This is a genomic window from Bradyrhizobium sp. sGM-13, from assembly GCF_018398875.1.
In the GTDB taxonomy this organism is placed as follows: domain Bacteria; phylum Pseudomonadota; class Alphaproteobacteria; order Rhizobiales; family Xanthobacteraceae; genus Bradyrhizobium.
In genome coordinates this window covers 126,638-146,510 of sequence record NZ_JAGWDK010000009.1, presented here as the reverse complement: position 1 = coordinate 146,510, position 19,873 = coordinate 126,638, and the positions used below count along the sequence as shown (strand labels likewise).

General features: G+C 62.1%; 20 protein-coding genes and 1 pseudogene. 12 read left to right on the top strand and 9 right to left on the bottom strand.

Going from position 1 to position 19,873, the window contains the following annotated elements:
* Positions 1-227: 227 nt before the first annotated feature.
* Positions 228-980 (top strand): triose-phosphate isomerase, encoded by a 753-nt coding sequence (tpiA, locus tag KJQ96_RS15785; protein WP_213287520.1) that lies wholly within the window; start codon positions 228-230, stop codon positions 978-980.
* Positions 981-1,039: 59 nt separating this feature from the next.
* Here the strand turns inward: tpiA and KJQ96_RS15780 are convergent, their stop codons facing one another.
* Together KJQ96_RS15780 and KJQ96_RS15775 are read right to left on the bottom strand one after the other, a co-directional pair.
* Positions 1,040-1,573 carry an N-acetyltransferase gene (locus KJQ96_RS15780; protein WP_213287519.1) on the bottom strand — a complete coding sequence of 178 codons (534 nt, stop codon included), beginning with the start codon at positions 1,571-1,573 and terminating at the stop codon, positions 1,040-1,042.
* 2 nt (positions 1,574-1,575) lie between these two features.
* On the bottom strand, positions 1,576-2,142 hold the full coding sequence (locus KJQ96_RS15775; protein ID WP_213287518.1) for an XRE family transcriptional regulator: 567 nt from the start codon (positions 2,140-2,142) through the stop codon (positions 1,576-1,578).
* A 226-nt stretch (positions 2,143-2,368) separates the two neighbouring features.
* On the opposite strand from KJQ96_RS15775, the gene secG reads away from it, so the two are divergent.
* Positions 2,369-2,743, top strand: a complete 375-nt coding sequence (gene secG / locus KJQ96_RS15770; RefSeq protein WP_065747221.1) for a preprotein translocase subunit SecG — start codon at positions 2,369-2,371, stop codon at positions 2,741-2,743.
* 167 nt (positions 2,744-2,910) lie between these two features.
* A complete protein-coding gene (locus KJQ96_RS15765) occupies positions 2,911-4,542 on the top strand; it encodes a CTP synthase (RefSeq protein ID WP_213287517.1) in 1,632 nt (543 codons plus the stop codon).
* A gap of 3 nt (positions 4,543-4,545) precedes the next feature.
* On the opposite strand, the gene KJQ96_RS15760 is transcribed toward KJQ96_RS15765, so the two are convergent.
* The 3 genes from KJQ96_RS15760 to KJQ96_RS15750 all read right to left on the bottom strand — a co-directional run bounded on the left by KJQ96_RS15760 (position 4,546) and on the right by KJQ96_RS15750 (position 7,342).
* Positions 4,546-5,187: a class I SAM-dependent methyltransferase gene (locus KJQ96_RS15760; protein WP_213287516.1), complete on the bottom strand. Its 642-nt coding sequence runs from the start codon at positions 5,185-5,187 to the stop codon at positions 4,546-4,548.
* A gap of 104 nt (positions 5,188-5,291) precedes the next feature.
* Positions 5,292-6,671: a sensor histidine kinase KdpD gene (locus KJQ96_RS15755; protein WP_213287515.1), complete on the bottom strand. Its 1,380-nt coding sequence runs from the start codon at positions 6,669-6,671 to the stop codon at positions 5,292-5,294.
* Positions 6,668-7,342 carry a response regulator transcription factor gene (locus KJQ96_RS15750; protein ID WP_213287514.1) on the bottom strand — a complete coding sequence of 225 codons (675 nt, stop codon included), beginning with the start codon at positions 7,340-7,342 and terminating at the stop codon, positions 6,668-6,670. The genes KJQ96_RS15755 and KJQ96_RS15750 overlap by 4 nt, the downstream gene beginning before the upstream one ends.
* 200 nt (positions 7,343-7,542) lie before the next feature.
* Here KJQ96_RS15750 and KJQ96_RS15745 point away from each other — a divergent pair, with 200 nt between their 5' ends.
* The 5 genes and pseudogenes from KJQ96_RS15745 (at position 7,543) to KJQ96_RS15725 (ending at position 13,343) form a co-directional block, all read left to right on the top strand.
* Positions 7,543-7,869, top strand: coding sequence for an NIPSNAP family protein (locus tag KJQ96_RS15745; protein ID WP_028345877.1), 327 nt, complete (start codon positions 7,543-7,545; stop codon positions 7,867-7,869).
* Positions 7,870-8,051: 182 nt separating this feature from the next.
* Positions 8,052-8,902 (top strand): annotated as a pseudogene (gene kdsA, locus KJQ96_RS15740) (3-deoxy-8-phosphooctulonate synthase).
* A 14-nt stretch (positions 8,903-8,916) separates the two neighbouring features.
* The gene (locus KJQ96_RS15735; RefSeq protein ID WP_213287670.1) at positions 8,917-10,092 is read left to right on the top strand and encodes an MFS transporter; all 1,176 of its coding nucleotides are present in this window, start codon (positions 8,917-8,919) and stop codon (positions 10,090-10,092) included.
* Positions 10,093-10,492: 400 nt separating this feature from the next.
* Positions 10,493-12,259, top strand: coding sequence for an adenylate/guanylate cyclase domain-containing protein (locus KJQ96_RS15730; RefSeq protein ID WP_213287513.1), 1,767 nt, complete (start codon positions 10,493-10,495; stop codon positions 12,257-12,259).
* 133 nt (positions 12,260-12,392) lie between these two features.
* On the top strand, positions 12,393-13,343 hold the full coding sequence (locus KJQ96_RS15725) for an ABC transporter substrate-binding protein (protein WP_213287669.1): 951 nt from the start codon (positions 12,393-12,395) through the stop codon (positions 13,341-13,343).
* Between the two features lie 27 nt (positions 13,344-13,370).
* Here the strand turns inward: KJQ96_RS15725 and KJQ96_RS15720 are convergent, their stop codons facing one another.
* The 4 genes from KJQ96_RS15720 to KJQ96_RS15705 form a co-directional block, all read right to left on the bottom strand.
* A complete protein-coding gene (locus KJQ96_RS15720) occupies positions 13,371-13,649 on the bottom strand; it encodes a hypothetical protein (protein WP_213287512.1) in 279 nt (92 codons plus the stop codon).
* Between the two features lie 123 nt (positions 13,650-13,772).
* Positions 13,773-14,237 (bottom strand): preQ(1) synthase, encoded by a 465-nt coding sequence (queF, locus tag KJQ96_RS15715; protein WP_213287511.1) that lies wholly within the window; start codon positions 14,235-14,237, stop codon positions 13,773-13,775.
* 56 nt (positions 14,238-14,293) lie between these two features.
* Positions 14,294-14,668 carry a c-type cytochrome gene (locus tag KJQ96_RS15710; RefSeq protein WP_213287510.1) on the bottom strand — a complete coding sequence of 125 codons (375 nt, stop codon included), beginning with the start codon at positions 14,666-14,668 and terminating at the stop codon, positions 14,294-14,296.
* On the bottom strand, positions 14,665-15,648 hold the full coding sequence (locus KJQ96_RS15705; RefSeq protein ID WP_213287509.1) for a lyase: 984 nt from the start codon (positions 15,646-15,648) through the stop codon (positions 14,665-14,667). The genes KJQ96_RS15710 and KJQ96_RS15705 overlap by 4 nt, the downstream gene beginning before the upstream one ends.
* A gap of 179 nt (positions 15,649-15,827) precedes the next feature.
* On the opposite strand from KJQ96_RS15705, the gene eno reads away from it, so the two are divergent.
* The 4 genes from eno (at position 15,828) to KJQ96_RS15685 (ending at position 19,681) form a co-directional block, all read left to right on the top strand.
* A complete protein-coding gene (gene eno, locus KJQ96_RS15700; protein ID WP_213287508.1) occupies positions 15,828-17,111 on the top strand; it encodes a phosphopyruvate hydratase in 1,284 nt (427 codons plus the stop codon).
* A 46-nt stretch (positions 17,112-17,157) separates the two neighbouring features.
* Positions 17,158-18,294 carry a zinc-binding dehydrogenase gene (locus KJQ96_RS15695; protein ID WP_213287507.1) on the top strand — a complete coding sequence of 379 codons (1,137 nt, stop codon included), beginning with the start codon at positions 17,158-17,160 and terminating at the stop codon, positions 18,292-18,294.
* Between the two features lie 151 nt (positions 18,295-18,445).
* Positions 18,446-19,003, top strand: a complete 558-nt coding sequence (locus KJQ96_RS15690) for an NADPH-dependent FMN reductase (protein ID WP_213287506.1) — start codon at positions 18,446-18,448, stop codon at positions 19,001-19,003.
* 360 nt (positions 19,004-19,363) lie between these two features.
* Positions 19,364-19,681, top strand: a complete 318-nt coding sequence (locus KJQ96_RS15685; RefSeq protein ID WP_057843085.1) for a septum formation initiator family protein — start codon at positions 19,364-19,366, stop codon at positions 19,679-19,681.
* The last annotated feature ends 192 nt before the right edge of the window (positions 19,682-19,873 follow it).

The window sequence follows — 19,873 nt, the reverse complement described above, 5'->3', positions numbered from 1 at the left end:
GGGGGAACCGGGTCGTGCCCAAGGGAATTCGATCCGGGACCGAATTCCGCAACAAGGCGTCACCGAGTTGAAAACGCATCATAAAGTGGCGGCGCCCCCCTCGCAACCTCGCCCATGCGGGCTATTTGAAGCGGTTAATGGCCCGAGGATCGCCCGACGGGGATCTGGAACTGGCGGCGTGGCTCTGCTAGCGCATCTAGAACGCTGACATTTGCGGGACAATCGACATGACCGATGCCATCCGGCCGCTGATCGCCGGCAACTGGAAAATGAACGGCCTGAAATCCGCCTTGGGTGAATTCGAGGCAATGATCGCGGGGGCGGGTGCGTTGGCCGGCAAGGCCGACCTGCTGGTCTGCCCTCCGGCCACTCTGATCGGCGGCTTTGCAGATAGAGCGCTCGGTTCAAAACTCACGGTCGGGGCGCAGGATTGCCATGCCAAGGCCTCGGGCGCCCACACCGGCGATCTCTCGGCGGAAATGCTGGCGGATGCCGGCGCCACCGCCATCATCGTTGGGCATTCGGAGCGGCGTGCCGATCATGGCGAGACCGATGCGGTGGTGCGGCAGAAGGCTGAGGCGGCTTGGCGAGCGGGCCTGGTGGCGATCGTCTGCATCGGCGAGACCCAGAAGCAACGCGATGCCGGCCAGACGCTGGATGTCTGCGGCGGGCAACTTGCCGGTTCGCTGCCGGAGGGGGCGACATCAGCCAATCTGGTGGTGGCTTATGAGCCGGTCTGGGCGATCGGCACCGGTCTGACGCCGACACCAAATGATGTCGAACAAGTTCATCGCTTTATCCGCGATGTTCTCGTCAGCCGATTTAAGGCGGAAGGCAGCAAGATCCGGATTCTCTACGGCGGATCGGTAAAACCCTCGAACGCGGCCGAACTGATGGCGGTTGCTGATGTCAATGGCGCACTGGTGGGTGGCGCCAGCCTGAAAGCTGTGGACTTTCTGGCAATTGCGGAGGCGTGTTAGAGCGTTTCAAGCGAGGTGCGGACCGGTTCGCGTCAAGAAAACGCGTCTATTCAAAAGTCTCAGGCGGGCGCGCCTTCCTGCAACCGCTTCCAGTAGATCAGCGTGCCCGTCAGCCCGCCATGGGGTTTGAACGCGTAATCCGGAATCACCCCGGTCAGATTGAATCCCATCCGCTCGTACAGTCCCGCCGCACCTTCGTCCTCGGCGGTGTCGAGCACCAACAACCAGCGCCTGTGCGCGATCGCCAGCCGTTCGGCTTCGCGCAACAGCGCCGTGGCGACGCCGCGGTGGCGGTGACTGACTCGCGTTATCATCTTCGCGATCTCGGCGCGATGCGGCTGGTTCGGCGGCAGGTCGAGTAACAGCGTGACCGTCCCGATCAGGTCATCGCCATCAAACGCGCCGAGCACGATACGCTCGCCGCGGCCGGCAGATGCAAGCGAGTCGCGCCAGAACATTTCTGCTGCCGCCAAGGGCAGAGGGTGCATGAAGCTGACGGAGCCACCATGCGCGACGGTCTCCACCAGCATTTCGCTCAACGCGGTCCAGACGACGGGCGAGGACGTCAGCGCTTCGATCCTGATCGGCGACATCCTCAGCTCCGGGCTAGCGCCACGACATAGGTGCAGGGCGCGGTAGTCTCGTTAGCGAACGTCACTTCCGCCGGCGGACCGAAGCCGAGGCAGTCGCCGGGCCCAAGTTCGTGGCGTTCACCGCCATCGATGAGCACGAGCGCGCCCGACAACACCCAGAGGACCTGGCGGATGTGGGCGTAGGATGAAGCGGGGAGCGTCACGCGTTGCTTGGCCGGCATCTCGACCTTGACGACCTCGATGGGGTGATCGGGCCGATTGAACACCTGCCGGCGCAAATAGCCGGTTTCGGGATCGCGCCACACCGGTTGCTCGGCGGCGCGCGAAAGACGCCCGCCCTGGCCTTCGGCGCGCAGCATCAGGCCGGCAAGGGTGAGGTCGAAGGCGCTGGCGAGCCGAACCAGCACCACCGCGGTCGGGCTGACTTCGGCGCGCTCGATCTTGCTGATGGTGGCTTTTGATACGCCGGAGCGTTCGGCGAGGTCGGCCAGTGACCAGCCGCGGCTGTCGCGTTCGAGCCGCAGTCGCTGGGCGAGCCGGCTGCTGAGGTCGTCTATTAAAGTATCCATTTGTCTATTATAGGAGAAACTGGTGCGACCTCAAGTCCTGAATGCGAGCTCGGGCGGGATATGTGGACAGGCTTGCTGTAGCGCCTGCGGCAATTATCTCCACGGCGGCCGTTGGGGGTGACAATGCCCCGTCCGATCGTGTAACACCGCGCAACTTCAGGAAAACCCGCAAGCTCTTGGTGCAGCCGAAGCCCGGCGCTCTTCGCTTGTGACGGAAGGTTTTGAGATGCAGACCGTCATTATCGTCGTTCACCTCATGATCGTCGCCGTGCTGATCGGCGCCGTGCTGCTGCAGAAATCCGAAGGCGGCGGGCTCGGCATGGGCGGCGGCGCCGGCTTCATGTCGAGCCGCGGCACCGCCAATCTCCTGACGCGGACGACCGCCGTTCTGGCGGGCCTTTTCTTCGTGACCAGCATGACGCTGGCTTGGCTCGCGGGCGTCGATCGCAAGCCCGCATCGATCCTCGGCCCCGCGCCGACGACGCAGTCCCAGCCGGGTGGCGCAACACCGGTCGCTCCGCCGACCTCCGGCGGCGTGCTCGATACGCTTAAGAAGGTGGATGAGCAGCAGTCCGGCCCGCAGGCGCCGCGTTCGCAATAAAGCAGGGTGGCTATGCAGGGCGGCCCTCTACCGTCCGGCATCAGAACCTCCCATTAATGCTCTGAAATCGCTTTAAAATTCACGTCACCCACAGCCCGGCAAAATGTTTGCCCGCGCATGCGATTCGTTTTGGAGAATCGGGGCAGTGGCCTTAAAGGTAGAATCCCATGGCGCGGTACATATTCATCACCGGCGGCGTGGTTTCTTCGCTCGGAAAGGGTCTGGCTTCGGCGGCACTCGGTGCCCTGCTGCAAGCTCGCGGGTACAAGGTCCGTCTCCGCAAACTCGACCCCTATCTCAACCTCGATCCAGGAACGATGTCGCCGTATCAGCACGGCGAAGTGTTCGTGACCGATGACGGCGCCGAGACCGATCTCGATCTCGGCCATTACGAGCGCTTCACCGGGCGTCCGGCCACCAAGGCCGACAACATCACCACCGGGCGCATCTACCAGGACATCATCACCAAGGAACGCCGTGGCGATTATCTCGGCGCGACGATTCAAGTCGTTCCGCACGTCACCAACGCGATCAAGGAATTCGTTCTCTCCGGCAATGATGAGTACGACTTCGTGCTGGTCGAGATCGGCGGCACCGTCGGCGACATCGAGGGCTTGCCGTTCTTCGAGGCGATCCGTCAGCTCAAGAACGAGCTGCCGCGCGATCACGCCGTCTACATTCATTTGACGTTGCTGCCCTACATTCCAAGCGCCGGCGAGTTGAAGACAAAGCCGACGCAGCACTCCGTGAAGGAGCTGCGTTCGATCGGCATCCAGCCCGATATCCTGTTGTGCCGTACCGACCGCGAAATCCCGAAGGAAGAGCGGCGCAAGCTCGGCCTGTTCTGTAACGTGCGCGAAAGCGCCGTCATCGAGGCGAGGGACGTCGACAACATCTATGCCGTCCCTGAGGCCTATCACGCCGCAGGTCTCGACAACGAGGTGCTGGCCGCGTTCGGCATCGCGCCAAAGATTCCACCGGCGCTGCAAAGCTGGAACGTCATCAACGAGCGCGTTCGCAACCCGGAAGGCGCCGTGACGATTGCCATTGTCGGCAAATACACCGGCATGAAGGATGCCTACAAATCGCTGATCGAGGCGCTCTCCCATGGCGGCATCGCCAACAAGGTGAAGGTCAATCTCGACTGGATCGAGAGCGAGGTGTTCGAGAACGAAGATCCCGCGCCGTTCCTCGAACATGTCAACGGCATTCTGGTGCCCGGCGGCTTCGGCCAGCGCGGTGCCGAGGGCAAGATCCGCGCGGCGCAGTTCGCCCGCGTCCGCGACGTGCCGTATTTCGGCATCTGCTTCGGCATGCAGATGGCGGTGATCGAAGCCGCCCGCAATCTCGTCGGCATCGAGGAAGCCAACTCCACCGAGTTCGGCCCGACCAAGGAGCCGCTGGTCGGCCTGATGACCGAATGGCTGCGCGGCAACGAGTTGGAGAAGCGCTCGCAGTCGGGCGACCTCGGCGGCACCATGCGGCTTGGCGCTTACCCCGCAACGCTCAAGCGTGGCAGCCGCGTCTCGGCCGTCTATGGCGGCGCCACCGAGATTTCCGAACGCCACCGCCACCGCTACGAGGTCAACACGGCCTACAAGGACCGCCTCGAACAACACGGCCTGCGCTTCTCAGGCCTTTCGCCCGACGGCGTGTTGCCGGAGATCGTCGAATACGAGGACCATCCTTGGTTCATCGGCGTGCAATTCCACCCCGAGCTGAAATCACGGCCGTTTGAGCCGCATCCGCTGTTCGCGTCTTTCATTCAGGCGGCGGTGGTGCAGAGCCGGCTGGTCTGACGTTTACGTCGGCTGATCCATCTGCAGCCGGAGCGGCTCTGCCTGTGGCAGCGCGACGTTCCCGGCGAAAAACTTGCTCTGCGGCCGCCGCGTCAGCCGGTAAACCGCCGCCGGCGGCACGTTCAGGATCGCGCGATCGATGAGCTTCGCCTTCAATCCCAACCGGTCAAGCACCCGCGGCGACACCGGGCAGGTCATGCCATAGGTGAACTGGTAGAATGCGCCACCCGGGCGGATGTAGCTGAAGGCGCCGTTGAGGATCGAGACCACCTTGCGCATCGACATGTTCAGTAGTGGAAGGCCGCTGATGACCGCGCCGACCGGCGCGCCATCATACAAGGGCTGTGCCGCCATCCTTGCGGCGTCCATCCAAAGCACGCGCGCCCCCGGGAAACGTACCTGCAACAGCTTCATGAAATCCGAGCCGTATTCGATGAGCGTCAGGTCTTCCTGGCGAATGCCACGCTTTAATAGCTGATAGGTGAAGGCGCCGGTCCCGGGACCGAGCTCGATGATTGGGCCACTTCCTGCCGTTATTTCGCTCGTGATCAGCTCGGCAAGGGCGGGGCTCGATGGTGCGATCGCGCCGACGCGGCCAGGGGCCGACATCCAGGCCAGAAAGAACGAAAAGAAGTCGTGTGACATAGGCACTCCAACGAATTGACCGCGCCTCGATTCGATGACGAGGCGCGGTCAATCTGGCGTGCCTGCATTGCGAGAGCATTGCGGAGCGCGAAGCGTGGACGCCGCTATTTCGCTGACGGAGCAGGTGGCAGCGTCAGTCGGAAACATGCGCCGCCATTCGGGCCATCGAACACCGAGATGTGGCCGCCATGCATACGCGCGATCTCGCGCACCATGTTCAGTCCGAGGCCGGCGCCGCGCTCGAGCGGCGTCACGCGATAGAATGGCTCGAAGATCAACGCGCGCTGTTCCGCCGGGATGCCGGGACCCTCGTCGGTGACTTCGATGGTCGCTGGTCGGCTCACGTGAATGCTGATGCTGCCGCGGCAACCGCCGTGCTGAATCGCGTTCTGCACCAGATTGGTCACTGCCCGCTCGATGGCGCCGTGGTCGCCAAGCGTCTCGATGCGATCGGCCGCGACTTGAAGCGACAATTCGTAGCCGGCGGCGATAGCGAGCGGTGCCAGGTTCGCGGCGACGCCCTGCGCGACTGCCACCACATCGACCGGAGTAAACGGGCTTCCACATTGGTCGAGCCGCTGGATGTCGAGCAATTGCTCGGTCAGCGTCGAAAGCCGCGCCGTGTCCTCGAGCAACCGGTTCTTCTCCGCACCTGCCGGTAAGGATTCGAGGCGCGTGTTCAGGATCGCGATCGGCGTGCGCAGCTCATGCGCGGCATCGGCCACGAAGCGCTGCTGCCGCAAATAGCCGTCATCCAGCCGCGCCAGCGCTTCGTTGACGGCCCTTACCAGCGGAGCAATCTCGTCGGCGACGTGTTCCACCGAAAGCCGCGCACCACGCTGATGGATGTCGATCCGGCGTGCCTGATCGGCAACCGTGCCAAGACCGGCAAGCGCCCGCCGCACCACCATTGGCGTCGCGACGAATGTCGCGGCCGCCATTAAGAGCAATCCGGGAAGGACGACGCCGAGAAAGCTGAGCGAGCTCATCAGCATCGCCTTGCGTCCGGACGGTTTGCCCTGCGTTGCCGTTAGGATTTGTACCGTGCCCGCCGCGGTATCGACGCGCTTCAACCGCGCCGCCGGCTTGCTCAGATCGTCAGCTAACAGCTGCCAGCCGAGCCGCGCCTGGCTGATATGGCTGAGCGCATCGACCATACCGACAAAATCCGGCGGCACTGCGCCTTCCGACAGCGAGTGCCCCTGGCTGTCCCGAACTACGAACCAGAGATCGGGAATCTCCTCGCGCAGTTGCGCAAGCTCCGGGCGCGAACGCAGCAGCAGGCCCCCCGACGTATCTTGCGCCACCGCCTGTTGGACGATCTCGATGACGCGGTCTTCGTCCCGTGCGTCCAACAGTAAGCCTGCGCCCCATAGCGTCCCGATGACCAGGATTGCGATGATCGCGAGCAGCCCCGCCTGTAGCGATATCAATCGCCAGACGAGCCGCGTCTGCAGGCAGTGCGAGCGAGCTGTCTCGGTCACGGCAGCGGCTTCAGCAAATAGCCGACGCCGCGGATTCCGTGAATTTCAACCCCGGCGTTGCTATCGGCGAGCTTGCGGCGGAGCCGTGACACATGGGTATCCAGCGCGTTCGACTGGACCGCGTCATCGAAATTGTAGACGGCCTCCTCGAGCGCCGAGCGCAGCACGGTGCGTCCCATACGTCGGAGCAGCGCTTCCAGCACCAGCAGTTCGCGCCGGGGCAGGTCGAGCGGATGTTCCTCCACGCTGGCTTCTCGATGGCTGAAATCGAAGGCGAGGCGTCCGGCACGCACGACGTCCGGCTGCATGCCGGCCGGTCGACGCAGCACGGCGCGCAGCCGCGCGAGAAGTTCCTCGACCGCAAATGGCTTGGCTAGATAGTCGTCGGCGCCGCTGTCCAGGCCGGCGATGCGGTCCGCAAGCTCGCCGCGTGCAGTCAGCACAATGATGGGCACGCCATCAGCCCGGGCGCGGAGTTTCGGAATCAGCGCCAGCCCGTCTCCGTCGGGCAATTGGCGGTCGAGCAGCACCGCGCCATGTACATCGGCCGAAATGGCCGCTTCGGCGTCGGCTAGCGTCGGCGCATGGTCGACCACCATGTCATAACGTTTCAATGCCGACGACAGCGCCGCCGCCATTTCCGCTTCGTCTTCGACCAGCAAAACCCTCATCCTGCACCCGCGTTTCCCGGACCAGCCCTACTAGGGCCAGCAACATTGCGGCAGCATTGCGGGATCGGCAGGGGCCGGGGGCATCCTGATTGGCCACCAGCCATGCACATGGCGCCGTATGATACGCCAAATCGGGCCCAAGACAGCGTCCGGGCCAGCCGCTATAACGCGCCTCCGTCATAATCCGGGGAGGACCATCGATGATCATGGAAATGCGCGTCTACCGCTGTCTGCCGGGCCGCCTGCCGGCGCTGATGAAGCGCTTTGATACGCTGACGCTGAAACTGTGGGACAAGCACGGCATCAAGCAGGCCGGCTTCTACACCACGCTGATCGGCACCTCCAATCAGGAACTGACCTACTTCATCGCCTGGGACTCGCTTGCCGAGCGCGAGAAGAAATGGACCGCGTTTCAGAGCGATCCGGATTGGATCGCCGGCCGCGCCAAGAGTGAAGAAGACGGCCAGATCATCGACAACATCGTCAGCCAGTTGCTGGTGCCGACGGCGTTCTCCGCGGTAAAATAGCTGGCGGCGCAACCCTGATATTCAGGGGTTAAACGGGGTTGATCCCTGAGCATTTTCTGTCAAGAAAATGCTCAGCCTTTTTGAATTGCGCGTACTCTGGTCGCAAAACCGGTGTCCACTTTTGCGGAATACGCGCGTGTCGCGGACCGACATGGTCCGCGCCGGACGTAAAGGAAGATCCCTTGAACGCGAAACCCGAAGCAACTCCGGTCGTCTCGGTCGGTCCGGTCAAATTCGGCAATGATCTGCCGATTTCGATCATTGCCGGACCATGCCAGCTCGAAAGCCGTGCGCACGCCCTCGAAGTGGCGACTGCGCTGAAGGAGATCGCAGGCCGGCTCGGCGTAGGCCTCGTCTACAAGACCTCCTTCGACAAGGCCAATCGAACGTCGGGCTCGGCCGCGCGCGGAATTGGCTTGGCGCAGGCCTTGCCGATCTTCGCCGAGATACGCTCCTCGCTCGGCTTGCCCGTGCTGACCGACGTGCACGAGACCGCCCAATGCGCCGAGGCGCACAGGCAGTCGATGTGCTGCAGATCCCGGCCTTCCTGTGCCGGCAAACCGATCTGCTGCTTGCGGCGGCCGCGACCGGGAAGGTCGTCAACGTCAAGAAGGGGCAGTTTCTCGCGCCGTGGGAAATGGCCAACGTCGTCACCAAGATCACCGGCGGCGGCAATCCGAACGTGCTGGTCACCGAGCGCGGCGCTTCGTTCGGCTACAACACGCTGGTGTCGGACATGCGCGCGCTGCCGATCATGGCGCAGACGACGGGTGCACCCGTCATTTTCGACGCCACCCATTCGGTGCAGCAACCGGGCGGGAAGGGCACCTCGTCCGGCGGCCAGCGCGAATTCGTTCCGGTGCTGGCGCGCGCTGCGGTCGCCGTCGGCGTCGCCGGTGTGTTCATCGAGACCCATCCTGATCCGGACCGCGCGCCGTCGGATGGACCCAATATGGTTCCGCTACGCGAGTTCGAAGCCTTGGTGAAGACGCTGATGGGTTTTGACGCGCTGGCGAAGAACGCCCTGTCGTGACCGCCGCCAGCGGCATGCCGCCGGCGCTCAACATCATTGCGCTCGCAACCTTTTCGGCAGCCCTGTCTGCCCGCGCGCTCGATCCGGTGTTGCCGCATGTGGCCGAGGATTTTGCGGTCAGCATCGCCACAGCCGCGAGTTTCGCCGCCGCCTTCGCCTTCACCTTTGCCATCATCCAGCCGGTGCTTGGCGCCTTTGCCGACATTTTCGGCAAGGCGAGGCTGATGATCGTCTGCCTGGCATTGCTCGGCTTCGCCAACATTCTCGGCGCGATGGCGACCTCGTTCCCGCTATTGTTTGCGAGTCGAATTCTGGCCGGCATCGGTTCGGGCGGCGTGTTTCCGATCGCGCTGGGACTGACCAGCGATCTCGTTGGTGCCGAGAAGCGTCAGGTCGCGATCGGGCGTACGCTGGCTGGCGCCATGACCGGCAATCTTCTGGGCGCTACGGTGTCCGGCCTGATCGGCGATTTCCTCGGCTGGCGCGGCGTGCTGGCTGTGCTCGGTGGCATCGTCATGCTGGCCTCGATCGTGGTTGCGATCCGATTCCGCGGCGCGGCGCTGACACGTCCGCCCCGGACCAGCCTGTCAGCCCTCAAACAGGGCTATCGCACGATTTTCACCAACCCGAACGCGCGCATCTGCTACGCGGCCGTCTTTATCGAAGGCTGCTGCGTGCTCGGTCTGTTTCCGTTCATTGCCGCCTTTCTGTTTGAGCTCGGACAAACCTCGCTGTCGATCGCGGGTGTCGTCATCGCGGGCTTTGCGGTCGGCGGCCTCTTCTACACCATGACAGTGTCGCGGCTTCTGCCGAAGATCGGTGTCAACGGGATGATGATCGGAGGAGGCGCGCTGGTCGGTGTCCAACTCATCGCGGTCGCGATGGGTCCGGAATGGAAGCTGCATTTGCTCAGCCTGATCTTCATGGGCTGGGGTTTCTACATGATCCACGGTAGTCTGCAGGTATTTGCCAGCGAATTGTCGGCGGAAGCGCGCGCGACTGCGCTGTCGTTGCACGCGTTCTTTTTCTTCATGGGGCAGACCGTTGGCCCGATCGCCTATGGCTTCGGCATTCAGCATGCCGGCAAGGTCCCGACCTTGCTCACCGCGGCGGCCGTGATGATCGCGCTAGGCTTTGTCTGTGCCAAACTGCTGCGCCAGACCGGGCCGGCGGATGCGGCGGTGACATAGCCGATCGCGCCGGGCGCGCGACAGGCGCGGAGCCGGGTCAGCGCCCGCACGTCGCGGACGTGTTCAGCACTTGCCAAGTTCCCGCATTGTGCCAAGATCGCGATGGTCGTCGATGCCACCGGAATCGTGCACGCGATGCTGCTGCGCATTCAAGCGCTGCTGCTGGTCAGGACACTGGTGCTGAGCGGGCATTGAACGGTACGGCCGAGCTTCTTCGGTATCGTGCATTAGAGATGCCGAGCAGAGAGCTGATTTCCCTATCAAGAGCAAACGGACGCGAAAACTCCGCAACGAGTTCTTGCGGAGAGCGGCTGTTTGCTTTGGAGTCTATGATAAGAAGCGGCGGTAGACGGCCGAAGCAATTGCAGTGTCCAGCTTGTCTTGTACTGGGTACCAACGAATGATTGTCCGAGAACGTTTTCGTGGCCTTTTTCAGAAGTATTTGCTCGTGCTGTTCATGGCCGTCGCGATTCCGCTCGTCGTGAACGGTGTTGTCGAAGCCTGGTTCGGCTATCGCGACCAACGAGAAAGGCTCGATCAGTTGCTCGGCGTTCAAGCAACGTCGGCAGCCGCCGAAATCCATGACTTCATCTTCGACATCACAAACCAGCTCGGCTGGTTTGTCCAGGTTCCCTGGAGCGACGAGCCAGACGAACGTCGGCGGACCGAGGCGTTGCGCTTGCTTCGACAAGCTCCTGCCATCGTCGGTCTGGCGCTCATCGATCACAAGGGCCTGGAACGCCTCTATGTCTCACGGATCGGGCTCAATCGAATTGAAAGCCGCACGGACCGATCCGCTGATCCTGCGGTAGTTGGCGCCCGCTCGGCACAAGTCTGGTTCAGCGATGTAAGCTACCATCGAGGCTCTGAACCACATTTGACGGTTGCGGTGGTTGGCAACCGCCCATCGGTCGGCGCGGTTGTCGCGGAAGTCAATCTCAAGCTGATCTGGGATGTGATTTCAGCGATAAAAGTGGGAAAGAGTGGCTTTGCCTTCGTCCTGGACCGACCGGGTCGGCTCATTGCGCATCCCGACATCAGTCTTGTCCTCCGTGGGGCGGAAGAAGCGACCTCCAAGCCGTTCCGAAACATACGCGACGCAATCGGCCCGGCGGGGGCAGGCTTTGCGACGAGCCGAGATGCGGAAGGCCGTGAGATTGCCGCCGTCGCTGCTCCCGTTGCGGGCCCCGATTGGACAGTAATAGTCGAACAGCCGCTGTCTGAAGCCTACGCGCCCATCTATGCAGCCTTATGGCGCACCGCGACGCTTCTCGCCGCGGGTACGATATTTGCCGCGCTGCTTGCCTACGCATTGGCGCACCGGATGACCGAACCGATAAGGATTTTGGAGGAAGGGACTGAGAAAATCGGGGCCGGCTCTTTCGATCACCGCATTTCCATCGAGACCGGAGACGAGTTTCAGCGTCTGGCAAACAGCTTCAACAGGATGGCTGCCGAGCTGGAGCTCGCGCAGCAGCATCAGGAACGCATAGCGAAGCTGAAGCGATTCCTCGCGCCGCAGGTTGCCGACCTCGTCGATCGAGCGGGCGACGACAGTGTATTGGACGGCCGCCACGCGGAAGTTGTCGTCTTATTCTGTGACTTGCGAGGCTTCACCGCATTTTCTGCGGCACTTGCGCCAGAGCAAGTCATGAACGTGTTGTCGGAGTACTATGCGTGCCTCGGCAGAGCCATCACGGAATTTGCAGCGACACTCATCAGTTTCTCGGGAGACGGCCTTATGGTTCTCGTGAACGCTCCCGTGCCGGTTGAAGAACCGGCACTAAGGGCTGTCGATCTGGCTGTTGAGATGCAGAAGAGCGTGCAAGGGCTCATCGCCGACTGGCGATCCCGAGGCTACCAGGTTGGCTTCGGGATCGGTCTTGCCAGCGGGGCAGCGACCGTTGGACGGATCGGATACGCCGACCGGTTCGATTACACCGCCATCGGCAGCGTGGTGAACCTGGCGGCACGTCTATGCGCATCGGCGGCAGACCGGGAAATCCTGATAGATGCTGAAGTCGCCGAACGCGTTAGGGGCAAGCGTCCCCTGGAGCGACTTGGCGACCGCCAAATCAAGGGATTTGACGAAGCTATTCCGGTATTCGGAATTTCCTTCGACGCCGTGGCCGACATCAAGCCGCAGGGGTCTGGCGTAATCCGTTAGGGACTAGGTCAGCTTCACGGGATATGCTGGGGGCGGCGTCCAAACACAGCCAATCGGTGAAAGCATGACGAGCGCCAAGTTCAACGCAATGACGTCCGGCAGATGCGTCAGGCGACGAGACTTGCTTGCGTTGATGGCGGGCGCCGCCGCTTGGACAACCCCGCTACATGCGCAGAAGGCAACGATGCCGGTCATCGGCTATCTCTGCGCGGAATCTCCCGACCTGTTTGCCAGCCGACTGAAAGCTTTCCATGAAGGACTTCGTGAAGCTGGCTTTGTCGAAGGCAGCAATGTCGCCATCGACTATCAGTGGGCCGAAGGGCAGTACACCCGATTGCCTGCCCTGGCTGCCAACCTCGTTGCGCGCAATGTCGACATTGTAGTCGCGCCCGGCGGCGCGCAGGTGGCACTCGCTGTGAAAGCTGCTGCCTACAACAATGCAATCGTCTTTGAGATGGGTGGTGACCCCGTTCAGTTAGGTGTCGTGGACAGCCTGTCGCGGCCGGGCGGCAATATCACGGGGGTGTCGAGCCTGAGCGTTGACGTGTCGCCGAAACGGCTTGAGCTGATGCATGAAATGCTGCCAGTCGCGGCAAAACTGACGGTGGTCGCCAATCCTACGAGCCCAACCGCCAATTCACAATTGCAGAAGCTGCGCTCGGCCGCCGAAACCTTGGGGATCCTTCTGCAGGTGGTGAATGCAAGTACCGAGAGGGAATTCGAACCGATTTTCTCTGGCGCGGCCGAGGAAGCGGGCGGGCTCGTCTTTACATCGGACCCTTATTTTGCATTCCGCAGCAGACAGCTAGCCGAACTCGCAATGAAATATCGCGTGCCGGCAATTACTCAGTCCCGGGATTTCCCCATGGCAGGCGGCTTGATGAGCTATGGGGGAGACTTTGCGCAATCGCATCGACGCGCCGGCATGTATGCCGGGCGGATCCTGAAAGGCGAGAAGCCCTCCGATCTTCCGGTACAGCTTGTCACCAAGGTGGAGTTCATCATCAACATGAAGGCGGCAAAGTTATTGGGGCGGGAGTTCTCGCCTTCATTCGTCAGCGCAGCTGATGAGGTGATTGAGTGAGAGATCTGTTCCCGCTGCGAGGTCAGATCAGAGGCCAAGCGTGATCTCGGCCCGGCGCATCACAGTGCTGCCATTGAGAAACTCGATCACGCTCGGCTCGATAGCTGACGGCCGGTTGTGGCCGACTACAGCAGTCGCCGCGATCATGTCGCATCGTTCTCTGAAAACGACCGATATCGCCGTCTTGCCAAGCGGATTGCGAGCATTGAGCATATAAGCGCGGCTGCGGCAGTCCATCCACGCAATTCTGATGGGACGGCTGGTGCCGAGCGGCGAGGCTTCGCCGACGAGAGCAAGATCTCCCATACGGTCTACATCGTCGTCATCGGCTACCCCGGTCGTGCAATTGCAAAAGCCTATCTTGGCACGCAGTCCCCGAGCTTAGACAGTTCTCGGAGGTCCGCTGCGAGTCCACCTTCCGATCAGCGCCTAGCCCCGCCCGCGATAGGGCGCGACGCCCTGGTCGGGCACCCATACGTCCTTGGGCAGCTTGCCCATCTGCCAGAACACGTCGATCGGGATGCCGCCGCGCGGATACCAGTAGCCGCCAATGCGCAGCCATTTCGGCTTGATCTCGGCCGCGATCCGCTTGCCGATCATGACCGTGCAATCCTCGTGGAAGGCGCCGTGATTGCGAAAGCTCGCGACATAGAGTTTCAGCGATTTGGATTCCAGCAGCCATTGTCCCGGCACGTAGTCGATCATGAGATGCGCGAAATCCGGCTGGCCGGTCACCGGGCAGATCGAGGTGAATTCCGGTGCGGTGAAGCGAACCAGATAATTGGTGCCGGCTTGCGGATTGGGCACGCGGTCGAGCTGCGCCTTTTCAGGGCTATCAGGCCATTCCACGGCGCGCCCGAGTTGCAATGATTGGGGTAATGATTTCTTGGCCATCAGGATCGTCCTTTGCGAGCGCAGACATGGCCGCAACGGGCCGCGATCGTCAACCGTTACCGGGACGATGGATCGGCGAGAAATCTCACCAGCGCCTGCCGCTCAGCGGCGTCCTCGATCCCGCGGATCGACATCCACAATCCCGGAAACATCGCGGCGGGATCGGCGAGGAAGGCCTCCAGGCGCGTCGCATCCCAGCGCAATCCTTCGTCGCGCGCCTTGCGCAGCGCCGGCGAGTAATCGAACTCGGGATCAGCGGCCACCGTGCGCCCGATCAGCCCTGCAAGGTTGGGGCCGGGCAGGCCCCGCTCGGCGGGATCGAGGCTGTGGCAGGCGCGGCAAAGCGCGAACGCCCGCACGCCATTTTCTTCCGCGATGGCGGGCGCGGATAGGAGGAAAGGCAACAGCAGCAGCGCAGCGAATGACTTCACGCGACCGTCTGTATCACGACCAGGCGGTCATTGCCGGATTCGCCGCCCCAGGTTTCGCCGGGCCGGCCGTCGAGCTGGCGCACATTTGCGCCCGGTTTATCGCTGGGGAATGCGTTGAACTTCTCCGTCACCGGATCGAAGCGCACGATCGCGTTGGCGCCGAAATCGGTCAGCCAGACTTTATCCCTATCGTCGACATAAACCGCATAGGCGCGGGGATTGCTGCCCGGCAGCTTCCACGCCTTCCAGGAGCCGTCGGCGGGATCGTGCACCGACACTTGGCCGCTATTCCATTCGCTGACCCAGATCCGGCCCTTCGAATCCGACCATACGCGCCGCGCGCCCTGCTTGGGTGTGGGTGGCTCGACCACAGTCGCGTTGCCGGTCGCCGGATCGATCTTTGCGATGTGGTTGCCGGCGAGCGAGGCGTACCAGATGTCGCCCTTCGGCGTGACGGTCATGCCATAGGTGCCGCGACCGCGCGGCGATTTGAACACGGTCATGTCGCTCGATTTGGGGTCGAGCCGGCCATAAATGCCGGATTGGCCGGTGAACCAGTAGATGCCGCCTCTGTCGAATACGCCGGTGTTGAGGTTGGCGTAGGCCTCCTTTTCGGGCAGGCGGAACAGCGTCACGTTGTGATCAATAGGGTCGACGCGCGCGATTGCGTTCTGTCCGCCTTCGGTAATCCAGGGCGCGCCATCTGGACCGATGATGACACCATGGGGCGCGGCGCCCTTGCCAAGGTCGATTAACTTGTAGGACCCGTCGCGCGGATCGAGCCGGCCGAGCGTGCCGTTGCGCTGGCCGCAGAACCAGATCGAGCCATCGGGGGCCGGAGTCGTATCACGCGAGCCCATGCCGGATGCGACCGGATAATATTTGACGCGGAACGGGCCTTCCTGTGCGTTCGCGTGGCGCAGGAGAGTGGGCGCGGCAAGGAATCCGGCGGCGGTTCCAAGAAACTGGCGACGATTCATTGCGTTACCCCGGTCTATCAATGTGAAGGTTTGGACGCTGATATCACCCTCGAAGCAAGTCTATCCTGACCCGGCTCTATCGTCCGGAAGAGGTCGCAGCCAAAGCGTTCACATTTGCTTGCTCCCCGTGTAAGACCGCCCCCGAAACCGGACCACCCATTCCCAGGAAAGTTCAAGACATGACCGCCATCGTCGACATCATTGGCCGTGAAATTCTCGATAGCCGTGGCAATCCCACCGTTGAAGTCGATGTGGTGCTGGAAGACGGCTCGATCGGCCGCGCGGCTGTTCCCTCCGGCGCATCCACCGGCGCCCATGAGGCGGTCGAGCTGCGAGACGGCGACAAGCAGCGCTATCTCGGCAAGGGCGTGCAAAAGGCGGTGGAAGCCGTCAACGGCGAGATCTTCGAGGCGCTCAGCGATCAGGCCGTCGAGGACCAGGTCCACATCGACCAGATCATGATCGATCTCGACGGCACGCCAAACAAGAGCCGACTCGGCGCCAACGCCATCCTCGGCGTCTCGTTGGCCTGCGCCAAGGCGGCGGCCGAATCCTTCGACATGCCGCTCTATCGCTATGTCGGCGGCACCTCGGCGCGGACGCTGCCGGTGCCGATGATGAACATCATCAATGGCGGCGTGCATGCCGACAACCCGATCGACTTTCAGGAGTTCATGATCCTTCCCGTGGGCGCCGCGAGCTTCGCCGAGGCGCTGCGCTGCGGATCGGAAATCTTCCACACGCTGCGCAGCGAACTGAAGAAGGCCGGCCATAACACCAATGTCGGTGACGAGGGCGGCTTTGCGCCGAACCTGCCATCGGCGGACGCAGCGCTCGAATTCGTGGTGAGCGCGATCGGCAAGGCCGGCTACAAGGCGGGCAGCGACGTGATGCTCGGCCTCGACTGCGCGGCCACCGAGTTCTTCAAGGACGGCAATTACGTCTACGGCGGCGAGAACAAGACCCGCTCGCGTTCCGAGCAGGCAAAATATCTCGCCGATCTCGTCTCGCGTTATCCGATCGTCACGATCGAGGACGGCATGTCAGAGGACGACATGGAAGGCTGGAAGCAATTGACCGACCTGATCGGCAAGAAGTGCCAGCTCGTCGGCGACGACCTGTTCGTCACCAATGTCACCCGCCTTGCCGACGGCATCAAGAACGGCCGCGCCAATTCGATCCTGATCAAGGTCAACCAGATCGGAACGCTAACGGAGACGCTCGCCGCCGTCGAGCTGGCGCACAAATACGGCTACACTTCCGTGATGTCGCACCGTTCCGGCGAGACGGAAGATTCCACCATCGCCGATCTCGCGGTCGCCACCAATTGCGGCCAGATCAAAACCGGATCATTGGCGCGCTCCGATCGCACCGCCAAGTACAACCAGCTCCTGCGCATCGAGCAGCAACTCGGCAATCAGGCGAAATTTGCCGGCAAATCGGCGCTGAAGGCCTTGGCGTAACGCATCGGCGCAACCAGATAGAACGGACACCAGGGGGAGAATGGCGATGAGTGACGGCAAGAGCGGACTTCAACTGCGTTCGCTGCTCAAGAAGAGCGGCGAACTCGAACTGTCGCTGGTCGATGTCCCGACTCCCGAGCCGGCCGACGACGAAGTCGTAGTCCGCGTCGAGGCGACCCCGATCAATCCCTCCGATCTCGGGCTCTTGATAGGCCCGGCCGACATGTCGACCGCCAAGGAATCCGGCAGCGCGGACGCGCCTGTCATCACCGCGAAGATGCCGGAATCTGCGATGCGGATGATGGCGGCGCGGCTCGACCAGTCGCTTCCCGTCGGCAATGAAGGTGCCGGCGTGGTGATCCGGACCGGATCTTCGGACGCCGCGAAAGCGCTGATGGGCAAGGCGGTTTCGATGATCGGCGGCGCGATGTATACGCAGTATCGCACCATCAAGGTCAGGGACGTCATGGAGCTGCCGTCAGGCACAACACCGGCGGAGGGCGCATCATGGTTCGTCAATCCCTTGACCGCGCTCGGGATGACCGAGACGATGCGGCGGGAGAACCACAAGGCGCTGGTACACACCGCTGCCGCCTCTAATCTCGGGCAGATGCTCAACAAGATCTGCATCAAGGACGGCATCGGCCTCGTCAATATCGTCCGCAGCAAGGAGCAGGCGGACATCCTGCACAACATCGGCGCCAAATATGTCGTCGATTCCACCGCAGACACGTTCATGGACGATCTGACCAACGCGCTGGTGGAAACCGGCGCCACCATTGCGTTCGATGCGATCGGCGGCGGCAAGCTGGCAAGCCAGATTCTGACCTGCATGGAAATCGCGGCCAACAAGACCGCCAAGGAATACAGCCGCTACGGCTCGAACGTGTACAAGCAGGTCTATATCTATGGCAGCCTCGACAATCGTCCGACCGAGCTCAGCCGTACATTCGGCCTGACCTGGGGCGTCGGCGGCTGGCTCTTGACGCCGTTCCTGCAGAAGATCGGCCCCGCCGAAATCGGCCGGCTGCGCCAGCGTGTCGCGTCCGAGCTTAAGACCACGTTTGCCAGCCACTACACGCAGGTAGTGTCGCTGCAGGAGACGCTGCAGCTTTCCAACATCGCCATCTACAACAAGCGCTCCACCGGCGAGAAATTCCTGATCAATCCGAACAAGGAATGAGCGCGCGCTTCTATCGCCGCTAACAGGCTGCCTTTCAGGCGGCCTGTTTTTGCATGCCGAGGCAGCCGTCAAGATAAGTTGATGCACTTGCATCTTTCTGGTGATCTGGCGTAAGGGAGCGCTGGCGCTTTTGCTTCAAAAGGGAAATCCAATGGCCACCTACTACACCATCGTCACGCTCGTCGGCTCTCTCCGCAAGGAGAGCTTTTCGCTCAAGGTCGCCAATGCGCTCGCCAAACTGGCGCCGGCTTCGCTCAAGCTCGATGTGACCACGCTGCATGAAATTTCCTTCTTCAACCAGGATCTGGAAGCGGCACCGCCGGCTGACTGGCTGGCGTTTCGCGAAAAGCTGCAGAAGTCGAACGGCGTGCTGTTCGTGACGCCCGAATATAACCGCTCGATCCCGGGCGTGTTGAAGAACGCGATCGACGTCGGGTCGCGCCCCTATGGCAAGAGCTCGTTTCTCGGCAAGCCGACCGGCATCGTCAGCAACTCGCCCGGCGCGCTCGGCGGCGTCAGCGCTGCCAAGCATTTGCAGAACATCCTGCCGGGCATTTCCGGCCCGATCCTCGGCCAGCCCGAAATCTACCTCAACGGCATCGGCGACGCTTTTAACGAGAAGGGCGAGCTCGTGAAGGAAGCGGTGCAGAAGGTGCTGCAGCAATACATCGACGCGTTTGCGGCATTCATCGAGAAGCAGAACGGGTAGGAGCGCCTCGCAATGACGACCTCAACTGTCATCGCCCGTGAAGGCGGGCGATCCAGTATTCCAGAGATATCAATGATTTGAATCGATAGGCCGCAGCGTACTGGATACCGCGCCTTCGCGGGGTATGACGGTCGTTGTGGTGGTTCGATATTCATCGTGGTGCACGAAGCGACTTGTCCGCCGTAGCTTTAGCGAAGGCGGAAGCAATCCATAGTGCAGCATAGCGGATAGGTGGATTGCTTCGTCGCTTCAGCGCAAAATTGCTCCGCAATTTTGTCGCGAGCTCCTCGCGATGACGGCTGCGACATTCGTGCCGCTGGCCTTAGCATTCCATTAACCGGACCGTCGCATCTTGACGGCATGGTCTCCCGCACCCGATTGAAATCCATCCTGACCGGGCTCGCCCTCTATACGGTGGCCGCGATGATGGTCGGCTATTTCGGGGTCAACGCTTACACCGGCAAATACGGCCTGAACGCGCGGCAGGAGCTCGATCAGGAAATCATTGCCCTGACTTCGGAATTGGCGCGGCTGAAGCGGGAGCGGGCAGAGGGCGAGCAGCGGGTATCGCTGCTGCGCTCCGACCGGGTCGATCCCGACATGCTGGATGAGCGTGCACGCTTCCAGCTCGACTACGCCAATCCGCGCGATCTGATCCGGATCGTCAAGCCGAACTGATTTTCAAACCGGTGTCACGAACACGGCCGTCATGGGGCGATGCCGGCGTGACCGGTCCGCAAATTTCAAAAAATCGCGAAATCAATTTCGAAAATGTCGCAGCCCACATTGCACTGCGGCATAGCAATATTTTCTCCAGCGCACGCAATCCTTTCACGGCGGTTTGAGTTGGGATAGAGAGGGCTGATCCGT